The organism is Enterobacter cloacae complex sp. HYC080_NIDB (assembly GCF_056673325.1).
In genome coordinates, this window is the sequence record NZ_CP114212.1 from 3057473 (window position 1) to 3076723 (window position 19251).

The following is a 19251-nucleotide window of genomic DNA, read 5'->3' on the forward strand; positions in this document are numbered from 1 at the left end:
TCCCGCCGGAGCCCCGCTCCGGCCTATCACTCTTTTTCCGACCTGTGGCTTGCGTCAAGTTTTTAAACTTGCATTAACTTATTTTTAACTTAAAGTATCACTTGTAGATATTTTTACTTTCGAATGAAAGATGCGAGGCAGTTATGACCTTTACCAGTGAAACTTTGCCAGCGGACCACAAAGCGGCAATTCGTCAGATGAAGCGCGAGCTACGCACCCAGATCGGTGATGTTCAGGCGGTGTTCGACAAGCTCAGCGACAACATTGCCACCCGCGTGGCAGAGATCAACGCCCTCAAGAATAAAGGCCAACCCGTCTGGCCGACGATCCCGTTCGCGGATGTGAAAAACGGCACAATCACCGCTGAACAGCGCGAGGCGGTTAAGCGTCGGGGCTGCGCGGTGATCAAAGGTCATTTTCCGCGCGAACAGGCGCTGGCGTGGGATCAGTCGATGCTCGACTATCTCGATCTCAATAAGTTTGACGAGGTGTATAAAGGGCCGGGCGATAACTTCTTCGGCACCTTAACCGCCTCTCGTCCGGAGATTTACCCGATCTACTGGTCGCAGGCGCAAATGCAGGCGCGTCAGAGCGAAGAGATGGCGCAGGTGCAGTCGTTCCTGAACCGTTTATGGACATTCGAGAGCAACGGCAAGCAGTGGTTCGACCCGGATGTCAGCGTGATTTATCCGGATCGTATTCGCCGCCGCCCACCGGGCACCACCTCTAAAGGGCTGGGCGCGCACACCGATTCCGGCGCGCTGGAGCGCTGGCTGCTGCCTGCCTATCAGCAGGTGTTTGCCCGCGTGTTTGACGGCAATATTGATAAGTACGATCCGTGGAACGCCGCGCACCGCACCGAAGTGGAAGAGTACACCGTGGATAACACCACCAAGTGTTCGGTGTTCCGTACTTTCCAGGGCTGGACGGCGCTGTCGGACATGATCCCCGGCCAGGGACTGCTGCACGTGGTGCCCATCCCGGAAGCGATGGCGTACATTCTGCTGCGTCCGCTGCTGGACGACGTGCCGGAAGACGAACTCTGCGGCGTCGCGCCGGGCCGCGTGCTGCCGATTTCGGAAAAATGGCACCCGCTGCTCATCGAAGCATTAACCAGCATACCGGCGCTGGACGCAGGGGATTCCGTGTGGTGGCACTGCGATGTGATCCACTCCGTCGCTCCGGTGGAAAATCAGCAGGGCTGGGGCAACGTGATGTACATCCCTGCCGCGCCGATGTGCGAGAAGAACCTCGCCTACGCGAAAAAGGTGAAGGAAGCGCTGGAAACCGGTGCGTCACCGGGAGATTTCCCGCGTGAAGATTATGAAAAAAGCTGGCTGGACCGCTTTACCGTGAACGATCTCAACATCCACGGCAAGCGCGCGCTGGGTATGGTTTAACTGTCGTACAGCCCTTCCCGCTCAACGGCGGTGCGTCGTTTCCCCTGACGTATCCGCCGTACTGATTCCCGCACGGTCAGCGTGCCGTTCAGCAGCAAGGTTCCCACCGGCGCGTCAGGGCGCATCAGCCGCTGCTGGAGCATATGTACCGCTTCCGTTCCCAGTTCATCACGCGGGACATGCACTGCCGTCAGGGGCACATCCTGAATCGCCGCCAGATTAAAGCCGTCGATGCTCATGACGGAAACGTCCTGCGGTACCCGCAATCCCTGTTTCTGCAAAGCGCTGATGGTGCCCGCCGCCATAAAGTCGCCGCCGACCAAAAACGCGGTGGGCAGATCTTTTCCCTTCTGCTGGTTAAGCCACTCGCTAACCAGCTGTTCCGTTTCGCGCGCGCTAAAGCTCGGCACCACCAGCAGATCGCCCTTGTCGCTGAACGTCAGGTTATGGGCGTGCCACGCGTCGCGGATCCCTGCCAGGCGCAGCTCCATGGTGTAACGGCGCAGGCACAGCACGTTCATCACGTCGCGGTGTCCCATTTCGAACAGGTATTCCGCCGCCCGCTCGCCAATGGCGCGATGGTCCGGCGCTACGGCAGGCAGACGCATGTGGCGGTCACGGCAGTTAATTAGCATGCAGGGTTTTCCCACGTCCACCGCCAGATCGTGGATATGCGGATCGTCAATACCGAGCAGAATGGCTGCCTGGGTATCCGGCTCGTTCATGCGTGCCAGAAAAAGCTGTGCGTCGCTGTCGTTCTCCTCCAGCGCACAGTAGCGTAGCCGAACCTCGTGCGAAGCCAGCCCTTTGCTGACGCTCTGGATCACGCGGTAGTAAAAGATGTCGGACCGCTCGTCAAAGGCTCGCTGGGGAGCAAAAACCACCAGGCTGTTAAGCAGCAGACGCCCCGCCGCCATGCCATCCATCACCCCCAGCTCCCGTGCGCACGCCAGCACCTTTGCACGCGCTTTTTCGCTGGTGTTCGCTTTGCCCGCCAGCACGCGGGAAACGGTACTGATAGAGAGCTGCGTACGGGCCGCGATTTCGGTGATTTTTAGCCTTTTGTCCATTTTGTGATCTGGCTCCATTTGCGAAATGAAAAAATTTTCATAGCGTATCTGTCAGGTAATAACGGGCATAACGACCATCATGCCAGAGGGTTTGCGCCCGTTATGAGAAACTTTGCACAAAATCCACTATTGCCCACTCATTTTCTCCCTTAAGGTGAACTTGTCACACAACTTCCATACTAGTTGTATAGCAACTTAAGCATTCTAAACGGATAGAAATCAAAGGCATAACAATCTGTGTGACACCTGAACCTCCGTCCCCTTAGCGTCCGTCTTGTGGAGAGTAAAATGAGTCAGGACATCAATAACACCGTTGCGACAAGCAAAACCCGTCGCGTCATCAAGAACCTGCGCTGGTACGTGCTGGTGCTGTTTTTACTGGGCGTCACCGTTAACTACATCACCCGAAACTCATTGGGGATCCTCGCGCCGGAACTGAAAGAGAGCCTCGGGATCACCACCGAGCAATACTCCTGGATCGTCGGCGCATTCCAGATCGCCTACACCATTTTCCAGCCCCTGTGCGGCTGGCTGATTGACGTCATCGGCCTGAAGATTGGCTTTATGGTCTGCGCCGGGATCTGGGCGCTGATGTGTATCTTCCACGCGGGGGCCGGAAGCTGGCTGCACCTGGCTATCCTGCGCTTCTTTATGGGGGCCTCTGAGGCCGCCGCAACCCCGGCGAACGCCAAAACCATCGGTGAATGGTTCCCGAAATCGGAACGTCCTGTTGCCGCCGGTTGGGCGGGCGTGGGCTTCTCCATCGGTGCGATGCTGGCCCCGCCTATTATCTACTTTGCTCACGCGTCGTTTGGCTGGCAGGGTGCGTTTATGTTTACCGGCGTGCTGGCGCTGCTGTGGGTGATCCTCTGGTGGGCGTTCTACCACAACCCGGAGCAGCACCCGAACCTGAGCAAGGATGAGCTGGCATTTATCAAGCAGGATAACGAACCGCCTGCGGTCAAACTGCCGTTCCTGACCGCGCTGAAAACCGTCTCGAAAAACAAACGTTTCTACGGTATCGCCATCCCGGCCTTTATGGCGGAACCGGCCTGGGCGGTGTTGAGCTTCTGGGTGCCGCTGTATCTCGCCAAAGAACACGGCATGGACCTGAAGCAGATTGCGATGTTCGCCTGGCTGCCATTCCTCGCTGCTGACCTCGGCAGCGTGGCAAGTGGCTACCTGACGCGATTGTACACCCGCCTGTTCGGCTGCTCCCGCGTTAACTCCGTCGTCGCCAGCTCCGTCACCGGCGCGTTTCTGATGATTTCTCTGGGCATTGTCGCCATTACCCGCGACCCGTATATCACCATCGTGCTGATCTCCATCGGCGGCTTTGGGCACCAGATTATCTCCTGCATGCTCAGCGCCCTGGTCGTGGAGTCGTTTGATAAGGGCCAGATGGCGACCGTCAACGGCATGCGCGGCTCGGCGGCGTGGATCGCCAGCTTCCTGTTCTCGCTGTTAATCGGTGTGACCGCCGACAAAATCGGCTTTAACCCGCTCTTTATTGCCATGGGCTTCTTTGACCTGATTGGCGCTGTCTTCCTGGTAGCATTTATTGCTGAACGTCGCGCCAAGCGCGCCTGATAGTGGATGTATTGCATATGAAAACCCTGAAAAACTGGACCGTTGATACGCAGTCGGCAAACCATCTGGAACTGCTGGTGGATAACCAGCACCGCCTGTGCCTGTATGTGCTGGAAGAGAACCTGTTCCGCGTGCTGATCAAACGCAAAGGTGAACTGGCGCTGGACCGCACCTGGAGCATCGCCCCGGCGCAAGACGTGCCGTGGGAAGGTCGCCGTCGTGACGATGTCAGTGGCTTTACCTGCCCGGCCTGGACGCTGACGCGGCAGGAAAATACCGTGACGGTGGCGACGGAGCAGCTTCGGGTGACCGTCCACCAGCCCCTGTGGCTGGAGTGGCACTACCGCAATGACGCGGGCGAGTGGCAGCCGCTGGTCAATGACCGTCCGACCAGTGCGTACCTGCTGAACGCCCACGGTGACGGCGTGGCGCACTATCTGAGCCGTCGCAAGGACGAACGTTTCTACGGGCTGGGCGAGAAAGCGGGCGATCTACAGCGCAACGGTAAACGCTACGAGATGCGCAACCTGGATGCGATGGGCTACAACGCCGCCAGCACCGACCCGCTGTACAAGCACATTCCATTCACCCTTACCCGTCGCGACGACGTGAGCTACGGCCTGTTCTACGATAACCTGAGCAGCTGCTGGCTGGATCTGGGCAACGAGATCGACAACTACCACACCGCCTATCGGCGCTGGCAGGCAGAAGCGGGCGATATCGATTACTACATCTTTACCGGCAAGCGCGTACTGGACGTCACCAAAGCCTTCGTGCGTCTGACCGGGAAAACGCTGTTCGGACCGAAATGGAGCCTGGGCTACAGCGGCTCGACCATGCACTATACCGACGCGCCGGACGCGCAAAACCAGCTGATGAACTTTATCCGCCTGTGTGAAGAACACGCGATTCCATGCGACTCGTTCCAGCTCTCCTCAGGCTATACCTCCATTAACGGCAAGCGCTACGTCTTTAACTGGAACCATGACAAAGTGCCGCAGCCGAAGGTGATGAGCCAGGCGTTCCACGATGCCGGGTTAAAGCTGGCAGCCAACATCAAGCCTTGTCTGCTGCAGGATCATCCCCGCTATAACGAAGTGGCGGAACGTGGCCTGTTCATTCCCGACTCAGAAACTGATGCACCTGAACGTTCCAGCTTCTGGGATGACGAAGGATCACATCTCGATTTCACCAACCCGCAAACGGTGCAGTGGTGGCAGAACGGCGTGACCACGCAGCTGCTGGAGATGGGGATCGACTCGACCTGGAACGATAACAACGAATACGAAGTATGGGACGGGGAAGCACGCTGTTTTGGCTTCGGCAAAGAGATTGCCATCAAACACATTCGCCCGGTGATGCCGCTGCTGATGATGCGCGCCTCGCTGGAAGCGCAGCAGCGTTTCGCGCCGGAAAAACGTCCGTATCTCATTTCCCGCTCCGGCTGCGCCGGGATGCAGCGCTACGTCCAGACCTGGAGCGGCGATAACCGCACTCACTGGGATACCCTGCGCTATAACATCCGCATGGGGCTGGGCATGAGCCTCTCCGGGCTGTTCAACGTCGGCCACGACGTCGGCGGTTTCTCCGGCGACAAGCCAGACGCCGAGCTGTTCGTGCGCTGGGTGCAAAACGGCGTGATGCATCCGCGCTTTACCATTCACTCGTGGAACGATGACCACACGGTCAACGAGCCGTGGATGTACCCGGGCGTGACCCCCGCTATTCGCGGTGCGATTGAGCTGCGCTACCGTCTGCTGCCCTATCTCTACACCCTGCTCTGGCAGGCGCACGCCGACGACGAACCGATGCTGCGCGCGACCTTCCTCGACCACGAGCACGACGCGCGGACCTTCGAAGAGTGCGATGACTTCCTGCTGGGCCGCGACCTCCTTGTCGCCAGCGTCGTCGAGGCCGGGCAGCGTAAACGCCACGTCTGGCTGCCGGATAACGAAACCGGCTGGTACGATTTCTACACTCACGAATGGTTCGCTGGCGGACAAGCGATCGTCCTCGACGCGCCGCTGGAGAAACTGCCGCTGCTGGTGCGCGCCGGTGCCGGTCTGCCGCTCAGCGAGCGCATCCGTCACGTGAGCGCCGAAAAAGACGATACCCGCGAGCTGAAGCTGTTCCCGGTGAAAGGCGTCGGCACCACGTCCGGCCTGCTGTTTGAAGATGACGGCGAGTCCTGGGGCTACCAGAACGGCAATGCGCTGTGGGTGGCATGGGAAATGGTGTGCGACGGGGCAACCGTCAACCTGAACATCAGTGCACGCGGTGATTATCGTCCGGCGTGGAACGCGCTGAAGGTGTCGTTACCGGCGGGGGAAAAACGTAAGCTGCTGGTGAATGGTGAAGAAAGGTGTGATTGGGTGGTGTAGTGCGGCCTGATGCCCTCACCCTGACCCTCTCCCACAGGGAGAGGGAATGGAACGTAGGCCGGGTAAGGCGAAGCCGCCACCCGGCTTTTTTTAACTCTCGATACCTTTGCTGCGCAGGTAATCTTCGTAGTTACCGGTGAAGTCCACCACGCGCTCTGGCGTAATTTCGATCACGCGGGTCGCCAGCGAGCTGACGAATTCACGGTCGTGAGAAACGAAGATCAGCGTGCCCTGATACATCTCCAGCGCCATGTTCAGCGATTCGATAGATTCCATATCCAGGTGGTTAGTCGGTTCGTCCATTACCAGGATATTGGGTTTTTCCATCATCAGCTTGCCGAACAGCATGCGACCCTTTTCACCACCGGACAGCACTTTCGCCGGCTTTTTGATGTCGTCCTGACTGAACAGCAGACGACCCAGAATGCTACGCACCGCCTGCTCGTCGTCGCCTTCCTGCTTCCACTGGCTCATCCAGTCAAACACGGTCAGGTCGTTTTCGAACTCATATTCATGGTCCTGCGCGTAGTAACCAATCTGCGCATTTTCTGACCACTTCACGGTGCCGTTGTCCGGCTGCAGTTCACCAACCAGGGTTTTCAGCATGGTGGATTTACCCACGCCGTTGGCACCCAGAATGGCAATCTTCTCGCCCACTTCCAGCAGCAGGTTGAAGTTTTTAAACAGCGGACCTTCATCGAAGCCTTTGGTAAGGGCTTCCACTTCCAGCGCGTTACGGAACAGTTTCTTGTCCTGCTCGAAGCGGATGAACGGGTTCTGACGGCTGGAAGCTTTGACTTCTTCCAGCTTGATTTTGTCGATCTGACGGGCGCGGGACGTCGCCTGACGAGACTTAGAGGCGTTCGCGCTGAAGCGGCTGACGAAGGATTGCAGGTCCGCAATCTGCGCTTTCTTCTTGGCGTTGTCGGCCAGCAGGCGTTCACGCGCCTGGGTCGCAGCCGTCATGTATTCGTCGTAGTTGCCCGGGTACACGCGCAGCTCGCCGTAGTCCAGATCCGCCATGTGCGTACAGACCATGTTCAGGAAGTGACGGTCGTGCGAAATGATGATCATGGTGCTGTCGCGGTCGTTCAGCGTCTGCTCCAGCCAGCGGATGGTGTCGATGTCCAGGTTGTTCGTTGGTTCGTCGAGAAGCAGGATGTCCGGGTTAGAGAACAGCGCCTGCGCCAGCAGGACACGCAGCTTCCAGCCTGGCGCGACTTCACTCATCGGGCCGTAATGCTGTTCAACAGGAATGCCCACACCCAGCAGTAGCTCGCCCGCACGCGCTTCAGCTGAATAGCCATCCATCTCGCCGTAATGCGTTTCCAGTTCGGCCACTTTGTAGCCGTCCTCTTCGCTCATTTCAGCCAGGGCGTAAATGCGATCGCGCTCCTGCTTCACTTCCCACAGCTCCGCGTGCCCCATGATCACGGTGTCCAGCACGGTGAACTCTTCGAAGGCGAACTGATCCTGACGCAGCTTACCGATGCGCTCGTTCGGATCGAGCGACACGTTGCCAAGCGTCGGCTCCAGGTCGCCGCCGAGGATCTTCATAAAGGTGGATTTTCCGCTACCGTTGGCACCAATCAGGCCGTAACGGTTGCCGCCGCCAAATTTGACGGAAATGTTTTCGAACAGCGGCTTACTGCCAAACTGCATAGTGACGTTGCTGGTAACTAACACGGGGAGATTCCTGCGAAAAGTGTGATAAACACGGCATTATGCCACAATTCCGAATTGAGATCCCGTGTTGCGACAATCCACTAAACTTTAACAAAATCGAAAAAAATGTGATTTCGTACACATCTGAATTCCCTGCGAGCGGGAATGCACATATAATGCGCTCCCATCATAGATTCAGACTTATCAACTCATCGCCTGAATGGCTTAGATACCTCGCACAACATGAACATGAAATTAACAACGCTTTTTGCGGCGGCGTTAGCCGTAGTAGGTTTTTGTAAGACCGCGTCTGCGGTGACGTATCCCCTGCCGACAGACGGAAGCCGTCTGGTGGGCGAAAACCAGGTGGTGACGGTACCAGAAGGTAACTCTCAGCCGCTGGAGTATTTCGCCGCACAGTACCAGCTGGGCCTGTCCAACATGCTGGAAGCAAACCCGGGCGTTGACCCGTATCTGCCAAAAGCGGGTACCGTACTGAATATTCCTCAGCAGCTGATCCTGCCGGACACCGTTCATGAAGGTATCGTCATTAACAGCGCCGAAATGCGTCTGTATTACTACCCGAAAGGCACCAACACCGTTATCGTGCTGCCAATCGGTATCGGCCAGCTGGGTAAAGATACCCCAATGAACTGGACCACCAAAGTTGAGCGTAAGAAAGCGGGCCCAACCTGGACCCCTACCGCCAAAATGCACGCAGAATACATCGCTGCCGGCGAACCGCTGCCAGCCGTTGTGCCAGCCGGCCCGGATAACCCGATGGGTCTGTACGCGCTGTACATTGGCCGTCTGTACGCCATTCACGGCACCAACGCCAACTTCGGTATCGGCCTGCGCGTAAGCCACGGCTGCGTGCGTCTGCGTAACGACGACATCAAGTTCCTGTTCGAAAACGTGCCGGTCGGTACGCGCGTGCAGTTCATTAACGAACCGGTAAAAGCCACCACTGAGCCAGACGGTAGCCGTTACATTGAAGTGCACAACCCGCTGTCTACCAGCGAAGACCAGATCAACAACAACGAAGTCGTCCCTGTTACGCTGAACAGCGCGGTGCAGGCGGTGACCTCTCAGCCTGACGTGGAAACGACCATCGTTGACCAGGCCGTGCAGAACCGCTCCGGTATGCCGGTGCGTTTGAACTAATAACGAGCATTAAAAAAGCGGGCTTCGATGCCCGCTTTTTTTTACCCGTTATTCACGATAACTATCCCGCCGTGGTCGTACCGATAGTGGCAGTGGGCATATTCCAGCGGCGTGCCATCTTCCAGATAAATGACCTGCTCCACCTCCAGCACCGGATCGGTTTCCTCGCAGACCAGATGTTGCCTGTCCAGCGCATTGGGTTTTAGCGCCCGCACCACCCTGTATGACCCCATAATTTTCAGCCCCAGCGTCTCCTGAACATACTGAAACACCGAACCGTCAAGATGGCTTTTCGTCAGGCCGGGCACCAGGGTCATCGGCATTACCGTTGAATCCAGCGACATCGGTTCACCGTTTAATAAACGCAGGCGAATAAAATCATAGACCGGCGCATCGGCATTAATCATCAGCGACGCCTGCTCTTTCTCGTTCGGGAAGCGCAGTTCAAAATGCACCACCTGGCTCGTGACCGTACCCAGATGTTCCCAGGTTTTGGTGGCACCAAAATAGTCGCTGCCGGAGAGATCCCACTGGGAAAGCTGAAGGAAGTTTTTGCGGATAAAGGTGCCCTGCCCCTGACGGGTATAAACCAGACCTTCGACAATCAGCTGGCGCATCGCCTGCTGGATGGTCATCCGGCTGGTGCTGAACTCCGCCGCCAGCGCAAACTGGTCCGGAAGTGGTTCATTGGCGGCGTACTGCTGGCTGATAATGCGTTTTTTAATTTCCCGCGCTATGGTGATGTACTTCGCCGCCATCGTCCTTCCTTTCAGTTAGTTTTCTATCCCGCTGTTTTTCAACGCCACTCGCTCGGCAATCTTGAGGAAAGGCAGGTAGAAGAATACACCAAAAACAATGATTGCCAACTGCACCACCACCGCCCGCCAGTCCCCTGCCGTGGCCAGCCAGGCGCTCAGAATCGGCGGCGTGGTCCACGGGATCATCACCACGCAGCGCGACATTAACCCCAGCGTAGTGCAGAGCCAGGCAACGTAAATGCCAATCGCGGGCAACAGCACAAACGGGATCATCAGCGGCAGGTTAAAGACAATCGGCAGGCCAAAAATCACCGGCTCGTTGATGTTGAATAAACCGGGCGCCAGCGACAGGCGCGCCACCTGCTTCGCCGACTTCTGCCGGGAGAAGATAAAGATGGCGATCAGCAGCGAAATGGTGCTGCCCGTCCCGCCCACCATGCCAAACGTCGGCACGAAGATGTTGTTGATGATATGCGGGATGGGCTGGCCATTGGCAAAGGCCAGCATGTTCTCGTTGGTGTTGATCAGCAGGAACGGTTCCAGTACCACGCTGTTGACCACCGACTGATGAATCCCGAGCGTGAACAGGAAGTTACCGAAGCTGTAGATAAAAATCGTTCCCGGCAGGCTGGTGTTGATCAGCCGCAGCGGCTGCTGGATAAAGGTCGTGATGAGATGGATCAGGTCCGTGTGCAGCACGTTTGCCAGCAGTGCTGCCAGCACGGCAAATACTGACAATGTCAGAATGGTTGGGATCAGCGCGGTAAAGGATTTACTCACCGCCGGAGGCACATTTTCCCCCAGCGAAATGTGCAGCGCCTTGAGCCGCGAAATGGCAATAAACAGCTCCGTTGAGAGTAGCCCGATCAGCACTCCAGCAAAAATCCCGGTAGAGCCGATATTGGCGAACGTCAGTACCTGAGTGACGTTCACCGTGGTCTCACTGCCGACGGGCGTCAACTGCAGGCGCATCGGCATCATGATGATAAAACTGCTGACGGCGATAACCACTGCCGAGACCGGATTGTCGAAATCTTTATTGCGCGCCAGCGACCAGGCAATCATCGGGGCCAGCAGCAGCGCGGCGATATTCAGCGTGCCGTTGATTATCGCCTCCCCCCAGACCTTAAACTGCGTGAGCGTGTCGCCGTCAAAAATCCACGGGAACACCACGTTGTTCACCAGCACCGCCAGACCGGCGAGGATGAAAATCGGCATCACCGTGGCGAAGGCATCGCGCAGGGAGCGCAGGTGCACCTGGTTTGCCAGGCGCGCCGAGAACTCAACAAATTTATCGACAAAGGACTGCATATGCGGTGTGATTTTTGTTTCAGACATAGCGGATAGTTCCCATCAATCAGTCACAAAAACGGCCCGGCAGCGTACGGCTTACATCTCGCGTCCGTTGGTATGAATGACCTGTTTCAGCCAGGCGTAGCTTTTCTTCGGCACGCGCTTCAGGTCTTTCAGGTCGTGGTTTTCTCGGTTGACGTAGACCACGCCGTAGCGCTTACGCATGTCGCCCTGGGAGCTGAGAATGTCGATTAACCCCCAGCCGAGGTAGCCGATGACCTCTGCGCCATCTTCGAACATCGCCGCTTTCATTGCGTCGATATGCGCCCGGTGGTAATCGATGCGGTAGGTGTCCTCAATCGGGTTGACGCCGTCCCAGGACTCAATCACGCCAATACCGTTTTCAATCGGGAAGACCGGCATCCGCCAGTCGTTGGCGTAGCGGGTGATGATGGTGCGAAAGCCCATAGGGTCGATCTGCCAGTTCCACTCGGTGGCTTTCAGGTACGGGTTATTTTTCTCACCGTGTAGCAGGTAATAGTTGACCGGCGTGCCTTCCGGGATGGCATCGCTGTCCAGCGTTTTGCTGGCGTAATAGCTGAAGGCCATAAAGTCGTTTTTGGTGCGCGCCAGCAGCGCTAAATCTTCGTCGCGGTAGATATCGCCAAAGCCTTCCTGCTCCACCACCGCCATCACCGCCGGGCTGTAACCCTGACCCGCAAAAACGCGCAGCAGGTTCTGGTTGAGGAATTCATCGTACTGCTGGGCGCAGAAGATATCGCGCGGTTTGCAGGTGGCCGGGTAAATCAGCTGGTGCGCCAGCATGCCGCCCATCAGCTGGCCCGGTTTGGTCTGGTGCAGATACTCGGTCAGCGACATATGCGCCACCATCGCATGGTGCTGTAACTCATAGAGCTCGCGAAGGGTTTGCTCCCCTTTCAGGTAACCGGAAATGCGGAAGGCTTCCGGCATATGGAAAATGTTCTGCTCGTTGAAGGTCAGCCAGTACTTCACCCGGTCGCCAAAGCAGTCGATCATCTTCTTGCCGTAGCGGATAAAGGCCTCCATCACGCGGCGGTCGTTAAATCCGTTGTACTCCTGCGCCAGCGCCAACGGCATATCAAAGTGATAGAGGCAGATCATCGGCTCGATGCCGCGCGCGATAAGATCGTCAATAAAGCGGTCGTAAAAGGCGATCCCCTCGTCGTTGAACGCGCCATCGCCCTGCGGGCAGACACGGCTCCATGAGATCTGAAAGCGGTAGCAGTTCATGCCCAGATCCTGCATCAGGTCGAAATCTTCCCTGTAGCGGTGGTAGGAGTCGGTCGCCACTTTCCAGTCGGAGATATTTTCTCCGGCTTCACGAATGTCGTAGACCGACATGCCCTTTCCGCCCTCGTTCCATGCCCCTTCCGTCTGCATGCTGGAGACCGAGTTGCCCCATAAAAAATTGGCTGGCAGCGATGTATTCATGCTCTCTCCCTATATGACTAGTCATTTTAAATTTAATGACTAGTCATATAGGCGAAGATGAAAAGGAGATCAAAGGGGAGGATCGTTTTTTGTGAGATGGATTGAAATAATGCCTACGTGTCGTGTCATATTAAAGTTATGTCACTAATGCAGAAGTTATGTCACTAATCAATCTTATCATAAATAAGTTATGTCATTATTTTTACTATAAGTATGATTCATCAATTATTTTTCATCTCTTTCTTTGCCATGTTCACTTTGTAAACTGTGCGTATGCAACTAAACTTAAAAAAGATGAAAGTCGTAACTAATTCGCCTTAGATTTTATCGAGATCGGTATGACTAGAGGAAGACGGTTTACATCGTTTGAGAGCTATGAAAAAGCACTCAGGGACGGGATTGGCCTTGGAGCCGGGGAAAACTATCAGCCCTGGATACGGCCACAAGATTTTACAAACTCAACGGGTATCCGCTCAGCCATACGCGGTTTGAAAACGTTCAGACAGCACAACACGCTGTCCGGGATTGAAAGCGAGTTTTATTACCTTGCAGAATTCAATGATTCAGTAATTGACATTCGCGAACAGTTTCCGCTTCTCCCCGTCACGCTAACGCAAAACATAGCCAACATTCTCAATGTCCCCCATCCGGCATTACGCAGGAAAGTCTGCGACACAGATAAGCCAGCAGTGCCCGCCGTCATGACAACAGATTTCGTTCTGACATTCAGAAACCAGGACGGAACCATCAAATATAAGTCTTATTCAGTGAAACCTGATGAAATCATTTCCAAACGTGATGCCGAAAAACAAGAAATTGAGAGAGTGTTCTGGGAGGGCATTAATGTATGTTTTCAGATATATACAGGGTCAGAGGTTACCAGAATAAAAAGTGGCAATATTAGCTGGTTTACTGCTCCTTTCAGGATGAACGGACTGCCCGATTATCATCTTGATGTGTCCTTATTAAGGGAGTTCCCTCCCGGTCATGACCTGCCCCCAGAGTTAGATACAACCTTCAGTTAGTAATGTCGGTTGGTTTTTCTTCATATTTCCCGTTTCGCCAGCCCGCTGCAAATTCAGCCGGCGTCAGGTAATTCAGTGATGAATGTGGTCGACACTCGTTATAATCCAGTCGCCAGTCATTAATGATCTTCCTGGCGTGAACAATATCGCTGAACCAGTGCTCATTCAGGCATTCATCACGAAAGCGTCCGTTAAAACTCTCAATAAATCCGTTCTGCGTTGGCTTGCCGGGCTGGATAAGTCGCAGCTCCACACCATGCTCAAAAGCCCACTGATCGAGTGCGCGGCAGGTAAACTCCGGGCCCTGATCGGTTCTTATCGTAGCCGGATAGCCGCGAAACAGCGCAATGCTGTCCAGAATACGCGTGACCTGCACGCCTGAAATCCCGAAGGCAACAGTGACCGTCAGGCATTCCTTTGTGAAATCATCCACGCAGGTCAGGCACTTGATCCTGCGACCTGTGGCCAGTGCGTCCATGACGAAATCCATTGACCAGGTCAGATTGGGCGCCATCGGGCGGAGCAGCGGCAGACGTTCTGTTGCCAGCCCTTTACGACGTCGTCTGCGTTTTACACTCAGGCCATTAAGTTGATAGATGCGGTAAACCCGCTTGTGGTTAACGCAAAGACCTTCACGTCGCAGAAGCTGCCAGATACGCCGGTAACCAAAACGGCGGCGTTCAAGTGCCAGCTCTGTGATGCGTAGAGACAGCTGCGCGTCAGCAGCCGGACGCTGAGCCGAATATCGGCAGGTTGACAGGGACAGACCTGCCAGCCCGCAGGCACGACGTTGCGACAGACCCTTAGCCTCGCACATGACTTCCACGGCTTCCCGCTTCTGGTCTGTCGTCAGTACTTTCGCCCAAGAGCCACCTGAAGCGCCTCCTTATCCAGCATGGCTTCAGCAAGCAGCTTCTTGAGTCTGGCGTTCTCTTCCTCAAGCGACTTCAGGCGCTTAACCTCAGGCACCTCCATACCGCCATACTTCTTACGCCATGTGTAAAAGGTGGCGTCGGAAATGGCGTGCTTACGGCAGAGCTCACGGGCAGAAACGCCGGCTTCGGCCTCGCGGAGAATACATATGATCTGTTCGTCGGAAAAACGCTTCTTCATGGGGATGTCCTCATGTGGCTTATGAAGACATTACTAACATCACGGTGTATTAATCAACGGGGAGCAGGTCAGGCCTCTTTTGGGCATTCCACAACTGGAGGATAAGTAATGTCTATATGTAATAAAGTCATTTATTATTTTATACGAAAGTTAGAATATATACTCCCAGCACGAAAGCTAATTATCATCAATGGTGATTCCTTACCCGAAAATATGCCTCTGCGCTCAATAATTCTTGCCAAAGATGGTGATGATGATTGGTCCATTGGATTGAGATGTCCATGTGGATGTGGACGTACCATTGAGTTACTTATTATAGATGAAGCCAAGCCCAGATGGGATTACTGTCTGAACAGTAACCGGTTACTATCACTACATCCCTCGGTATGGTTAAAAGATGGCTGTCAATCCCATTTCTGGGTTAAAAATGGTCGGATTGTCTGGGTATAATTAAAATCCGAAACTCTAGAAGCTGAATGTGCACTGGAATTACAGGAGTAATTGAGGATTTCACCATGACTCCCGCCTTGCAGGAAGCGCTGTATCTTGCTGCTTTGAAATGAGTTGAGGCTTTGAATCCGCTAATGGTTCCCTTGAGGAAAGGACGAGCTCAACCCCCAGCAGACTAAACACTTTATACAAGCGCTCAAAACTTGCAGTTGCTGGGTTTGCTTCCAAACGAGCATAAGTTTGCTGTGTTACACCCAATCGTCCAGAAAGCTCTTTTTGAGTAAGTCCCCTAGCTTTGCGGAAACCAACCAGAACGGGGCGTAACTGATTCAACGTTTTCAAATAGTATTGAGTGCTCATGATGACAATCCGTACTGATTAATATGAATACAAAACTTAATGCATTAACAGTCTATAAGCTGTTAATGCACATAACAGTCTACAAGCTGTTAACCCTTATTAACCAAGTTTTGCAGGGCAACGGAAACAGGGTTTGAAGGCCATTTAGGCATCTTGAAACATTTTACAAAGTTACCTGCTTTTCATCAATGAACGTAGGTACTTTAGGGGTTTACGTCGCCACGCGGCCATCAGAAGCGCATATAGGTCAATTTCTTTTGTCATCTGGGGTTGCATTTACCAGCCGATTACCTTGCGTGAAAACAGTCCAACAACTACGGCTAGCCTTCGTGGGTTCGGATATAAGCTATGTCCGTTACCCAACATTTATCCGGTACTTCCGGTTGAACCGCCGCTGGAGCCAGTTGGTGTCACGATACTGGCTCCATCTTTACGAGCTCGTGGGCTTCGCTCCCCGACCTTTGCCTTTATCCCGGCACGCTTCATCAGGCACTAGCCACGGTGAATCCCGCATTGTTGCCCGCGATCTCGCAGGTCTATTCATTCACCGCGAGTTGCAGTCAATTTACCGTCCTGTCTATAACGTCAATTACTCCGCCCCGAAGCTCGATAATATGTTTTACCGACAGACGTCCCAAAATATCGGGTGCGGTTTTTAGTTGCTCGCTAAAGCTCTCATAACCGCGGCCAGACCATGCCCGCCCCGAGGAGTAACAGTACGCCAGAATCAACTTAACATCATGTTGGGTCAGAAAATCGATAATAACCTTTGTACAACTGACGCATGGGATACGTTCAGTTAGTAAAATCACGCGGTCAAAGATGAAGTCTTTGTTCACGATTAGACTATGAATAACATTTAGCAGGATCCTTTCAGAGTCATGAACTCGGTCGTATTCACCTTTATATTCAATTTCATAAAGCGCAAAAGTTGATGCAGGATACGGTGCAGCGACCCAGATAGGATCTGACTGTGAATACCATTCCTGATTTGCCCTACTCTGCCGTAAGGCTAAACTGGCTACCGTAGTGGGTAAAGTATATCCGTGCCGATCCGAGAGCATTTGAATATCTCTGACTTTTTCCGCGCCCTTTACGCTCGTTGCAAACAGGCTATTCATTATAACTGTTTCGCCCATCATCAATGAACAATTTGCATAGTTGGCAGGTAAAAATTTCTGTACAGCGAAAATATCATCATCTTTGATAACAGCTTTACTCTGATGTCTAAGATATTCAGCTGGTTTTCTATAACTTAGCAAGTGATTAAAACAATTTATAATTTCACAATATTCCGCAGGGCTAATATCCATTTACCATGACCCGTTATGTTAAGCGAGCGACCGTACTTTGACTGCTCCTAGCCCTTTCAGGGCAAGGAGCCCCATATCAAGGCAACCAACCTAATCCCCACTAAGCTACTTCAGGGCTTACAGCCGCTCAGTGGACTAACACTGCCAACTCGGCAGCTTTATTATTTTTCGCGGCATTTACGTCACGATCATGGGTTTCTGCGCATTCCTGGCAATTCCACGAACGAACGTTAAGCACCAGTTTCGGCAGCGTATAGACGCAACCGCCACAAAGTTTCGTTGACGGGATAAACGGGTCAATTGCAACCAGGAGCCGTCCCCACCAATTCGGATTTGTACTTCAACTGGCGCATGAATTCAAGGGCGTTTTTCGTGGTGAGAAGTGAAAGCTACTGGGCTTTCCGAGGTAGGGGACAATATGAAGTGTATAATCAAGTCAAACAATCCAAACAAACACTCAAAGCTTGCAATTTCGGGGTTTGTCTCCAAGTTTGCTGTGTTACCCCCAATCGTCCTGTATGCGCTCTTTTGAAAAGTCCTTTGACTTTGCAAAAACCGACCATATCGGTGCGTAAGTGATTCTAAATTTTCAAGTTGTATTGTGTATTCGTGATAACCAATTGTATTGATATATATAAACATACAGCTTAAAAATAAACAGCCTATAAGCTGTTTATTTATATAACAGATTATAAACTGTTAAACCTTACTCGCTTAGAAGTGCAAAATACTTACACAGGTTTTATCTGCAGTTTTGGCGACTTATGACGTTTTATGTCTTTTAACAACATTTCATGCCCTTTACCAATAAAGAGATACATTTTCAAGGGTCAACAGTGTAGTCCTCGAAAGATACAATCCACATCGTTTTTTGCCAACCAGATCTTACGCTCTTAAAAAATAGTGTTCAAAAAGATTCTCAAAGAAGATCTTCGATATAACATCTATATATATCAAATATTTAATATATTTAGTGACATAACTTTAATTGTCCAAAAATGAATAGCGACATAACTCTAATATGACTCCACACTACGGAAAGTAGCCCCGGTAAGCGAAGCGCCACCGGGGAGAGGACGGTTATTGCTGTGCAAGCTGGTTACGACGATATTCCCCCTGGCGCTCAAGCATCCAGCCCGGGTATTCCCCCGGCAACGCGCTGACGGCATCAAGCTGTTTAAGCTCGTCTTCGCTTAAGCGGATCCCGGTTGCGGCGATATTGTCATTCAACTGATCGACGCGTTTCGCGCCCACGATCACGCTGGTTACCGCTTTCTGGTGAAGCAGCCACGCCAGCGCGATCTGCGCGACGGAGACGCCTTTGCTTTCGGCAATCGTGCGCATTACATCCACGCAGTCGAAGGCGCGATCTTTATTGACCGGCGGGAAGTCAAACTCCAGACGGCGCCCGCCCGATTCGCTCTGCCCGTTGCGATCGTATTTCCCGCTCAGCAGACCGCCCGCCAGCGGGCTCCAGACCATCAGCCCGACGCCTTCGCTCTGCATCATCGGCACCAGCTCGCGCTCAAGATCGCGCCCGGCGATGGTGTAATACGCCTGCAACGACGCGAAGCGTGCCAGCCCCAGACGCTCGGAGATGCCAAGCGCTTTGGCAATCTGCCACGCTGCCCAGTTCGAGACGCCGATATAGCGCACGTGGCCGTGCTGTACCAGGGTATCCAGCGCACGGAGCGTCTCTTCAATGGGGGTGGCAGGGTCAAAGCCGTGCAGTTGGTAGAGATCGATATGATCCAGCTGCAGGCGGCGCAGACTCTCCTTCACGCTGTCGATGATGTGATATCGCGAGCTGCCGCGCGAGTTCACGCCCGCGGTGCCGGTTTCACCGAACACTTTCGTCGCGACCACCACGTTCTCCCGCGGAACTTTCAGGTTCTTCAGCGCCTGGCCGGTGATCTCCTCCGAGCGCCCTTCCGAGTAAACGTCGGCGGTGTCGATAAAGTTGATCCCGGCATCCAGCGCGCGGCCCACCAGCTGTTCGGCTTCGCTCTGCTGCAGCTGGCCAATCTTGCCCCACATGCCGCCTTCCCCGCCGAAGGTCATGGTCCCGAGGCAGAGTTCAGAAACAAACAGACCGGTGTTGCCCAGTTTTTGATAACGCATAAGTCATTCCTCACATGTCGAATGGGTGCCAGTTAGTTATACCCGCCCCTCTGTCATCGCGAATGTGGCGTTCCT

Annotated in this window: 16 protein-coding genes and 1 pseudogene; 6 read left to right on the top strand and 11 right to left on the bottom strand. The window is 54.0% G+C overall.

The window, feature by feature from the left end; genetic code table 11:
• Positions 1 to 143 precede the first annotated feature (143 nt).
• On the top strand, positions 144 to 1400 hold the full coding sequence (locus O1723_RS14545; RefSeq protein ID WP_023336966.1) for a DUF1479 domain-containing protein: 1257 nt from the start codon (positions 144 to 146) through the stop codon (positions 1398 to 1400).
• On the opposite strand, the gene O1723_RS14550 is transcribed toward O1723_RS14545, so the two are convergent.
• Positions 1397 to 2470: a LacI family DNA-binding transcriptional regulator gene (locus O1723_RS14550; RefSeq protein WP_023336965.1), complete on the bottom strand. Its 1074-nt coding sequence runs from the start codon at positions 2468 to 2470 to the stop codon at positions 1397 to 1399. The two genes, O1723_RS14545 and O1723_RS14550, sit on opposite strands and share 4 nt — an antisense overlap.
• Positions 2471 to 2758: 288 nt before the next feature.
• On the opposite strand from O1723_RS14550, the gene O1723_RS14555 reads away from it, so the two are divergent.
• On the top strand, positions 2759 to 4060 hold the full coding sequence (locus O1723_RS14555; RefSeq protein WP_014883122.1) for an MFS transporter: 1302 nt from the start codon (positions 2759 to 2761) through the stop codon (positions 4058 to 4060).
• Between the two features lie 17 nt (positions 4061 to 4077).
• On the top strand, positions 4078 to 6441 hold the full coding sequence (locus O1723_RS14560; protein WP_248190764.1) for a glycoside hydrolase family 31 protein: 2364 nt from the start codon (positions 4078 to 4080) through the stop codon (positions 6439 to 6441).
• A gap of 90 nt (positions 6442 to 6531) precedes the next feature.
• On the opposite strand, the gene O1723_RS14565 is transcribed toward O1723_RS14560, so the two are convergent.
• Positions 6532 to 8127 (bottom strand): ABC-F family ATPase, encoded by a 1596-nt coding sequence (locus O1723_RS14565; protein WP_014883120.1) that lies wholly within the window; start codon positions 8125 to 8127, stop codon positions 6532 to 6534.
• A 222-nt stretch (positions 8128 to 8349) separates the two neighbouring features.
• On the opposite strand from O1723_RS14565, the gene ldtB reads away from it, so the two are divergent.
• Positions 8350 to 9270, top strand: a complete 921-nt coding sequence (ldtB, locus tag O1723_RS14570) for a L,D-transpeptidase (protein ID WP_014883119.1) — start codon at positions 8350 to 8352, stop codon at positions 9268 to 9270.
• Positions 9271 to 9311: 41 nt separating this feature from the next.
• On the opposite strand, the gene O1723_RS14575 is transcribed toward ldtB, so the two are convergent.
• Genes O1723_RS14575 through O1723_RS14585 form a run of 3 tightly spaced genes read right to left on the bottom strand, consistent with a single transcriptional unit; the run spans position 9312 to position 12794 of the window.
• The gene (locus tag O1723_RS14575; RefSeq protein WP_014883118.1) at positions 9312 to 10028 is read right to left on the bottom strand and encodes a GntR family transcriptional regulator; all 717 of its coding nucleotides are present in this window, start codon (positions 10026 to 10028) and stop codon (positions 9312 to 9314) included.
• 15 nt (positions 10029 to 10043) lie between these two features.
• A complete protein-coding gene (locus O1723_RS14580; protein ID WP_014883117.1) occupies positions 10044 to 11366 on the bottom strand; it encodes a PTS sugar transporter subunit IIC in 1323 nt (440 codons plus the stop codon).
• Between the two features lie 51 nt (positions 11367 to 11417).
• The gene (locus tag O1723_RS14585; protein WP_023336963.1) at positions 11418 to 12794 is read right to left on the bottom strand and encodes a glycoside hydrolase family 1 protein; all 1377 of its coding nucleotides are present in this window, start codon (positions 12792 to 12794) and stop codon (positions 11418 to 11420) included.
• 338 nt (positions 12795 to 13132) lie between these two features.
• Between O1723_RS14585 and O1723_RS14590 the strand changes: the two genes are divergently transcribed.
• Positions 13133 to 13819 (top strand): TnsA endonuclease N-terminal domain-containing protein, encoded by a 687-nt coding sequence (locus O1723_RS14590; protein WP_248190763.1) that lies wholly within the window; start codon positions 13133 to 13135, stop codon positions 13817 to 13819.
• On the opposite strand, the gene O1723_RS14595 is transcribed toward O1723_RS14590, so the two are convergent.
• Positions 13812 to 14932, bottom strand: a protein-coding gene (locus tag O1723_RS14595; RefSeq protein ID WP_100245182.1) for an IS3-like element ISKpn34 family transposase whose coding sequence is annotated in 2 segments (ribosomal slippage) — positions 13812 to 14674 and positions 14674 to 14932 — 1122 coding nt in all. Because the reading frame shifts where the segments join, the coding sequence is not laid out codon by codon here. The two genes, O1723_RS14590 and O1723_RS14595, sit on opposite strands and share 8 nt — an antisense overlap.
• A 213-nt stretch (positions 14933 to 15145) precedes the next feature.
• Between O1723_RS14595 and O1723_RS14600 the strand changes: the two genes are divergently transcribed.
• A complete protein-coding gene (locus O1723_RS14600; RefSeq protein ID WP_237765876.1) occupies positions 15146 to 15382 on the top strand; it encodes a ubiquitination-like system serine protease family protein in 237 nt (78 codons plus the stop codon).
• A gap of 60 nt (positions 15383 to 15442) precedes the next feature.
• Here the strand turns inward: O1723_RS14600 and O1723_RS14605 are convergent, their stop codons facing one another.
• From O1723_RS14605 to O1723_RS14625, 5 genes and pseudogenes are all read right to left on the bottom strand, one after another.
• Entirely contained in the window at positions 15443 to 15742 is a 300-nt protein-coding gene (locus tag O1723_RS14605; protein ID WP_073528381.1) for a helix-turn-helix transcriptional regulator, read from the bottom strand.
• A gap of 207 nt (positions 15743 to 15949) precedes the next feature.
• Positions 15950 to 16279: pseudogene (locus tag O1723_RS14610) on the bottom strand (IS3 family transposase); the annotation flags it as partial.
• Between the two features lie 23 nt (positions 16280 to 16302).
• A complete protein-coding gene (locus O1723_RS14615; protein WP_248190714.1) occupies positions 16303 to 17055 on the bottom strand; it encodes a deaminase domain-containing protein in 753 nt (250 codons plus the stop codon).
• Positions 17056 to 17182: 127 nt separating this feature from the next.
• Positions 17183 to 17365, bottom strand: coding sequence for a zinc ribbon domain-containing protein (locus O1723_RS14620; protein WP_077898079.1), 183 nt, complete (start codon positions 17363 to 17365; stop codon positions 17183 to 17185).
• A gap of 770 nt (positions 17366 to 18135) precedes the next feature.
• Positions 18136 to 19176 (bottom strand): aldo/keto reductase, encoded by a 1041-nt coding sequence (locus tag O1723_RS14625; protein WP_023336962.1) that lies wholly within the window; start codon positions 19174 to 19176, stop codon positions 18136 to 18138.
• Positions 19177 to 19251: the final 75 nt, after the last annotated feature.